The organism is Erythrobacter westpacificensis (assembly GCF_039542285.1).
GTDB lineage: Bacteria > Pseudomonadota > Alphaproteobacteria > Sphingomonadales > Sphingomonadaceae > Alteraurantiacibacter > Alteraurantiacibacter westpacificensis.
In genome coordinates, this window is record NZ_BAABHV010000036.1 from 39451 (window position 1) to 45989 (window position 6539).

At 62.8% G+C, this 6539-nt stretch carries 6 protein-coding genes; 4 read left to right on the plus strand and 2 right to left on the minus strand.

Annotated elements, in window-relative coordinates:
- Positions 1–2: 2 nt before the first annotated feature.
- From virB10 to ABFX23_RS17645, 4 genes are read left to right on the plus strand one after another with little or no spacing between them, the layout of a single operon-like run.
- The gene (virB10, locus tag ABFX23_RS17630; RefSeq protein WP_346034180.1) at positions 3–1247 is read left to right on the plus strand and encodes a type IV secretion system protein VirB10; all 1245 of its coding nucleotides are present in this window, start codon (positions 3–5) and stop codon (positions 1245–1247) included.
- Entirely contained in the window at positions 1244–2236 is a 993-nt protein-coding gene (gene virB11, locus ABFX23_RS17635; protein ID WP_346034181.1) for a P-type DNA transfer ATPase VirB11, read from the plus strand. The genes virB10 and virB11 overlap by 4 nt, the downstream gene beginning before the upstream one ends.
- Positions 2214–4112, plus strand: a complete 1899-nt coding sequence (locus ABFX23_RS17640) for a type IV secretory system conjugative DNA transfer family protein (protein ID WP_346034182.1) — start codon at positions 2214–2216, stop codon at positions 4110–4112. The genes virB11 and ABFX23_RS17640 overlap by 23 nt, the downstream gene beginning before the upstream one ends.
- The gene (locus tag ABFX23_RS17645; protein WP_346034183.1) at positions 4102–4950 is read left to right on the plus strand and encodes an LPD7 domain-containing protein; all 849 of its coding nucleotides are present in this window, start codon (positions 4102–4104) and stop codon (positions 4948–4950) included. Before ABFX23_RS17640 ends, ABFX23_RS17645 begins: the two co-directional genes overlap by 11 nt.
- 42 nt (positions 4951–4992) lie before the next feature.
- Here the strand turns inward: ABFX23_RS17645 and ABFX23_RS17650 are convergent, their stop codons facing one another.
- Together ABFX23_RS17650 and ABFX23_RS17655 are read right to left on the minus strand one after the other, a co-directional pair.
- Entirely contained in the window at positions 4993–5367 is a 375-nt protein-coding gene (locus ABFX23_RS17650) for an SOS response-associated peptidase family protein (protein WP_346034184.1), read from the minus strand.
- A gap of 58 nt (positions 5368–5425) precedes the next feature.
- Positions 5426–6539: Tn3 family transposase (locus ABFX23_RS17655; RefSeq protein ID WP_346034185.1), on the minus strand; the 1114-nt coding region annotated here is incomplete at its 5' end.

Sequence of the window (6539 nt, forward strand, 5' to 3'; positions counted from 1 at the left end):
CGATGGCGAACGAAACGGAAAACGGCCGCGAAAGCGAGAACATCATTTCGGAAGGTGAGGCCGTAGACAATCGGCCGCTGGCGAGCGAGCCGGTGCCCGATCCGGATGAAATCGACCGCGAAGGCGAGCGCCAGTCGAAGATTGCGGCGCTGCCCGGGCGGGGAATCGATTCCAAGCGGGCAATCGTCCTCGCGTCGGTTGCCGCCGCCGCGCTGGTCCTCGGGTTCGGCGCGATCGACGCGATGCGCGGCGATCCAGTTCAAGAAGCCGAGCAAACGGAAGAGCCCGACGAAGGGGCGCTGGCGAATTACAATCCAGAGTCGATCATCGCGCCGACGCTGGCCGATGCGCCCAATGATCCGAATGCTCCGGTTGAAGTGCCGGCTCTCGATGGCCAACAGACGGCGGTGGCACGTGCCACCACCGACGGGCGGCCGCAAAAGTCGGAAGCGCAAATCATCGCCGAAGCGCAGCGGCGAGCCGGTATCATGGCCTTTGGTGGAAGGGCTGACAGTGGCGGCGTCGCTGGCGCACTTTCCGGCATCGCCGGCAGCGGTGTGCAGGGCGGTGGCATGGGCGCGGCCGAAATGCCGCAAGGCGCTGACAGCGGCCAAGGCGGCGGCCGCACGACACTCGACAATCTTCGCCGCACGTCGGAAATCACGCGTGTCTCTGGCCGCTCGATCGGCAATCGCGACATGCTGATTTTGGCCGGCACGTTCATCCCGTGCGTGCTGCAAACAGCGATGGATTCCAGTCAGCCAGGCTATGCGAGCTGCGTGATCCCGCGCGACATTTACTCGGACAATGGCCGGGTCGTTCTGCTTGAAAAGGGAACGCGCGTGCTCGGCGAATACCAGGCCGGAATCTCGCGCGGCCGCTACCGCCTCTTCGTGATGTGGAGCCGCGCGGTCACTCCTCGAGGCGTTGCGATCGACGTCGGTTCGCCGGCGAGCGATGCGCTCGGTCGCGCCGGCGTTGCTGGCGGCGTCGAAAACTACTTTTGGGAGCGTTTCGGCGCGGCCTTGCTCTTCAGCGCGATCGACGACGGCATGGATGTGCTCGCAGAGTCCGTTTCCGACGCGCAAGAGACCGCGCGGGCACCGTCCCGGGCGGCTGACACGATCTTGCGCGACACGATGCAGATTCAGCCGGTGCTCAAGGTCAATCAGGGCGCGGAAGTCGGCATCATGGTCGCGCGAGATTTCGACTTCTCGGACGTCTACGGGCTCCAGATGCGCCGATGAGCAATACTGCCGTCCTCGAAAACGCACTGCTTCCGTTGCGTCCTCTGCTCGATCGCGAGGACGTGACGGAAGTTGTTATCAATCGCCCGCACGAAGCGGCGATTGAAACCGGGGAAGGCTGGACATGGGAAGAGCTTGAGGGCCTGGACGAGAAATCCCTGCTGTCGTTGGCGCGCGCCTCGGCGGCGTTCACGCATCAGGATATTAGCCAATCGGCGCCGATCTGCTCCACGATTCTCCCCACGGGCGAGCGTGTCCAGCTCGTGGTGCCGCCCGCTGTGCCGGCGGGCACGGTTTCAATCACGATCCGCAAGCCATCGTCGGTGACGCTGACGATGGAGGATTTCGAGCGCGGCGGCCTATTCAGCGAGACGCAAATTGTAACGCGCCGGGTGTCTCCCGTAGACGAGAAGCTGAGCAAGCTGCTGGCGGAAGGCCGCCACGTCGAGTTCTTCAAGCTGGCCGTCGAGAGCCGCAAGAACATTCTCATTTCCGGGGCGACGGGCTCCGGCAAAACCACATTCTCGAAGGGCCTCATCCAGCTCATCCCGCCGCACGAACGGCTTCTGACGATCGAGGACACGCGCGAGCTGGTGGTGCCGCATCGCAATGTCGTGCATCTGCTCTATGCAAAGGATAGGCAGGGAACGGCCAAGATCACGGCCAAAGACCTGCTAGAATCGGCGCTGCGAATGCGGCCTGACCGCATCCTGTTGCAAGAGCTGCGGGACGGGACGGCGTTCTTCTACCTGCGGAACGTCAACTCGGGGCATCCTGGCTCGATCACGACGATTCACGCTGACTCTGCCGAGCTGGCGTTCGAGCAACTGACGCTGCTCGTGAAGGAAAGCGAAGGCGGGGCGGATCTCGCCCGCGATGATATTCGCAGCCTCCTAAAGCTGCTCGTGGACGTGGTTGTGCAGACCAAGAAGATCGACGGGCGGTTCCGCGTCACGGAGATTTATTTTGACCCTCAGAACCGGCTCTAGCGCGCGAACGAAAGCGCTTATCGCACTCCCCATCGCCGTGCTGTTCCTCGCGCTGGTGACGGGAACAGTGGCCTGGTTCATTCTTCAAATGCCGGTCGCGGCCTACGATCCGACGAACCTCCCGCGCTTCTACTGGTATTACCGGCATGATCCGGTCGTGAGGGACGCTTTGGGCCTGGCCGCGGTCGTTTCGGTGCCCCTGACGGTGCTGGGGCTGTTTCTGATCCTGCGGCCGCAAAAGGATCTTCACGGGACCGCGCGGGTCGCACGCGAGAGCGAAATAGCCAAGGCCGGGCTTCGCGCCAAAGCGGGCATCCTGCTCGGCCGCGCTGGCGGGCGTTTTCTCCTGTTCGGAGGAACCGAGCATGTGTTGCTCGAAGCGCCCACGCGAAGCGGCAAGGGCGTTGGCGTCGTCATCCCGAACCTGCTTTCGTGGCAAGATTCGGTCGTGGTTCTCGATGTGAAGCAAGAGAACTTCGCCGCCACGGCAGGCTTTCGGAAGGATGGCGGGCAAAAGGTCGTTCTGTTCAATCCGACTGACAAGGCGGGCCGGACGGCGCGCTACAACCCGCTGAGCTATATCGACCGGAGCAACCCAATCGAAGTGCTGGTGGAGCTGCAAAAGATCGCCACCATGCTCTATGTTCCGCCAGAAAAGGGCGAAGCCTTCTGGACCGAATCTGCGCGCACCGGCTTTGTCGGTGTGGGAGCGTGGATCGCGGCAAAGCCGGAACGACCATTCACCTTCGGCGAGATCTACCGCACGATCACGATGCCCGGCATGAAGGCGTTCTTTGGCAATGAGGCGCGCGATCGCTCGTTATCCGATGGATGCCGCGCAGCGCTGTCGGATTTCACCGCGAGCGCCGACAATACGTTCACGGGCATTGTCCAGAGCATCACCGCCAAGCTCAATCTCTGGATTAATCCGGTTGTCGATCGCGCGACGGCCGAAAGCGATTTCTCGCTCTCCGATCTGCGCCGCCGCCCGACCTCGATCTATCTCGGCGTCTCGCCGGATGAACTCGACCGGGTAGCGCCGCTCTACAACCTGTTCTTTCAGCAGCTCGTCGACCTCAACACCCGCCAGCTCCCCGGCGAGGATGAAAAGCTAAAGGTGCTGGTCATCCTCGACGAATTTGCGCGCCTCGGCCGCGCCCAGGTGATCGCCAATGCGTTTTCCTACGTAGCCGGCTACGGGATGCGGCTTCTGCCCGTCATCCAATCGCGCTCGCAGCTCCGGCAAGTCTACGGCGAGCACGGCGCAGACGAGATTGTCGCGAACTGCGGCGTAGAGATTGCCTTCACGCCGAAAGAGCTGCGGGTGGCGAAAGAGCTGTCGGAACGGCTCGGCTTTCACGGTCAGAATCAGGAAAGCCGCTCACTCACGATTCACGGCATGATAGCCAATCGGAGCAAGACGATCTCGGAACAGCGCCGCGCGCTGATGTTGCCGCAAGAGCTGATGCAAATGCCGGATACCGATCTGCTCGTGATCCGCGGCGGTATTCCGGTCGTTCGCGGCACGAAGATCAGGTATTATCTCGACAAGGTGTTCAAGAGCCGGGTGATGCCAGCGCCGGAAGTGCCGGCCTTGCCAGCGCCGCCCGCGCCGCTCCCTGTGCTCGATGATCTGAGCGACGAAGAACTCGCCAGCTTCAACGATTGTGGGAACCTGGCCCTCGATCAGATTCAAGATTTGCCGGTCGACGTGCTGGCGCTCGAACGCGAAATGCCGGGCCTGACGGTCAAGGGCGGCTTCGCGTTCGATGAAATCGACTTTGACGACATTCTCGGTCCCGATCCCTCGAAGGAGGAAGCGGATAATCGGCGGCGGGAGTTGGTGCTGAGCGAAGGAGAGGATTATGCCCGGTGACGATCCTATGAATGTAGCGGGACGCCCTGCCCCGGCAAACGACGGCCGCGATCGCGCGCCGAAACAGCCGACGCTGAACGGTGAGCCGCTGCCTGAAACCAAAGCGGCGGAGCTGGAAGCACGCCGGCGCGCCAAACCGGAGGAAGCGCGCGAGCTGGAATTGCCCCCGGCCGTGGCCCGGAAGTATCTGCGCGACGGCGACAAGCTGTTCCGGAGCGGCCTGGACGAAAAGCCGGGCCTGACAATGCGCAAAGATACCGGCATCCGGATCAACGACGACTCCGCGATCCGCGATGCGATCGCGATCGCCAAGCATAATGGCTGGCAGACGATCCGTGTGAACGGGAGCGAAGATTTTCAGAAGGCGGTCTACCTCGAAGCGTCACGCGCCGGGCTCGAGGTCACAGGCTACAAGCCCTCCCCTCAGCTCAAGCTCGAGGGCGAGCGCTTGGCGGCACGGGACAAGGCCCGCGAGGCGCAAGATCCAACGAAGGCGGCAAGCATGGCAAAGAAAGACCCTTCGGAAGCCCGCACGGCGGCCGATCAGTTTCGGCGCAACTCGCATCGCGAGAATGCCGCCAATCCCCAATTCCAGGCTGCACAGTCGCACGTGCTGGCGGCCTCGATCGAGGCGCGCACGCGGTTCCCGGAACAGAAGGACCGGGACCGCTTCATTGAGAAGGTCAAGGAAGCGGTTGCGAAGCGCCTGGAAACGGGTTCTCCGGTCCAAGCGGCTCGTTTCGAGCAGCAGCAACAGCGCCAGAATGAGGCGGAGCGCCTGACGCGCGAGAATACCGTCCTGCGACAGCCGGAACGCTCGCCTACGCGCAGCCGGTAGCCGGCGTGGCGATCGCGGTGGCACGTGCCACCGCGCGCGTGTCTAGGTTTCGAGCGTCATCAATTGCGATGGGAAAGGATGCGCGAACTCGGCCGCCTCGGCTCCTTGCATCCATCTGTCGTGATCGTCCTCCTGTAGAATCACGGGCATGGCTTTCGGGTGCAACGGCGCTACCAGCGGATTCGGAGCGCATGTCAGGAAGGCGAAGCGCGGCAAGCCTTCCGATACGCGCCAGATACCCGCGAAACAGGCCGTAGGGCGCGCGGCGACACTGAACCAGTGTTCGGCCCGGCCCTCTCCTATTTTCGGCTCTGCAAAGCGCGAGAACGGCACCAGGCAGCGTTGTGCCGGCGACGCGAGCGTTGCTTTCCAGTTTGGGCTTGAGAGATTGCGCACATTGGTAACGGCCTTCTTCAAGAGGGCGTAGCGTGGAAAGTACGCCAGACAACGCTAAGGACGAACAGTCAGGGAACGCTTAGGCGACGCGGCTATCCGGCGGCAGATTGAGGGCCTTGCGGCCATTGGAAGCAGCGGCTCTATCCCAGAGGAAATCGCCGGAGAAAGCAATATGCTCCCAGCCAACAGGGGAGGTATGGGCAAGCAGATCATCAGGCACCGCGACCGATGTTGACCGGAGATGTTGGGCAGCGGCATCCATGTAGATCGTGTTCCAATAGACGATCGCGGCGATGACCAGGTTGAGGCCGGATGCGCGATATTTCTGTGCCTCATGACTGCGGTCGATGATCCGACCCTGGCGGAATGTGTAGATCGCCTGCGTCAGGGCATGGCGCTGCTCGCTGTTGTTGAGGCCGGCATGGCATCGCCGGCGTAGATCGGGATTTTCCAGCCAATCCAGCATGAACAGCGTCCGCTCGATTTTGCCGATTTCCTGTAGCGCGACGTCGAGCTGGTTCTGCCGCTCATAGGCGGCGAGCTTTCGCAGCATGACCGACGGCGCCACGTGTCCGGCCTTGATCGACCCTACGAGGCGCAGCACGTCGTCCCATTGCTCAGCGATGATGTCGGACCGGATGCGCTTTCCCAATAGCGGGGTGAGGGACGGATAAGCTGCAACCGGCGCGATCGTCGCGAGCCGTCGGTCGGGAAAGTCGCGCAGGCGCGGGCAGAAGCGAAATCCAAGCATGGCGCACAGGGCAAAGACATGATCGGTCGCCCCGCCCGTGTCGGTGTAATGCTCGGCGATTTTCAGATCGGTGCCGTGGCTGGTGAGGCCGTCGAGGACATAGGGCGCCTCATGCGTCGCCGCTGAGATCACGTTGACGTGGTAAGGCGCGCGCTGATCGGAATTATGGGTGTAGAAGCTGAAGCCATGATCGACGCCATAGCGGGCGTTGATGTCGCCCCCCGATGCGCCGCGCTTCGCGCCCCTGAAGAACTGGCCATCGGAACTGGACGTGGTGCCATCGCCCCAGACCCGCGAGAATGGCAGGCGGTGGTGCGCATTGATGAGGACGGCGAGCGCCGCGCGGTAGCTGTCGTCGCGGATATAGGCGTCATGGCTCTGTTGCAAAGATTGGCGGCAGTCAGAGGTAGGCTGTCGCTCTGCGCCGATCAGGCGGCTGCTG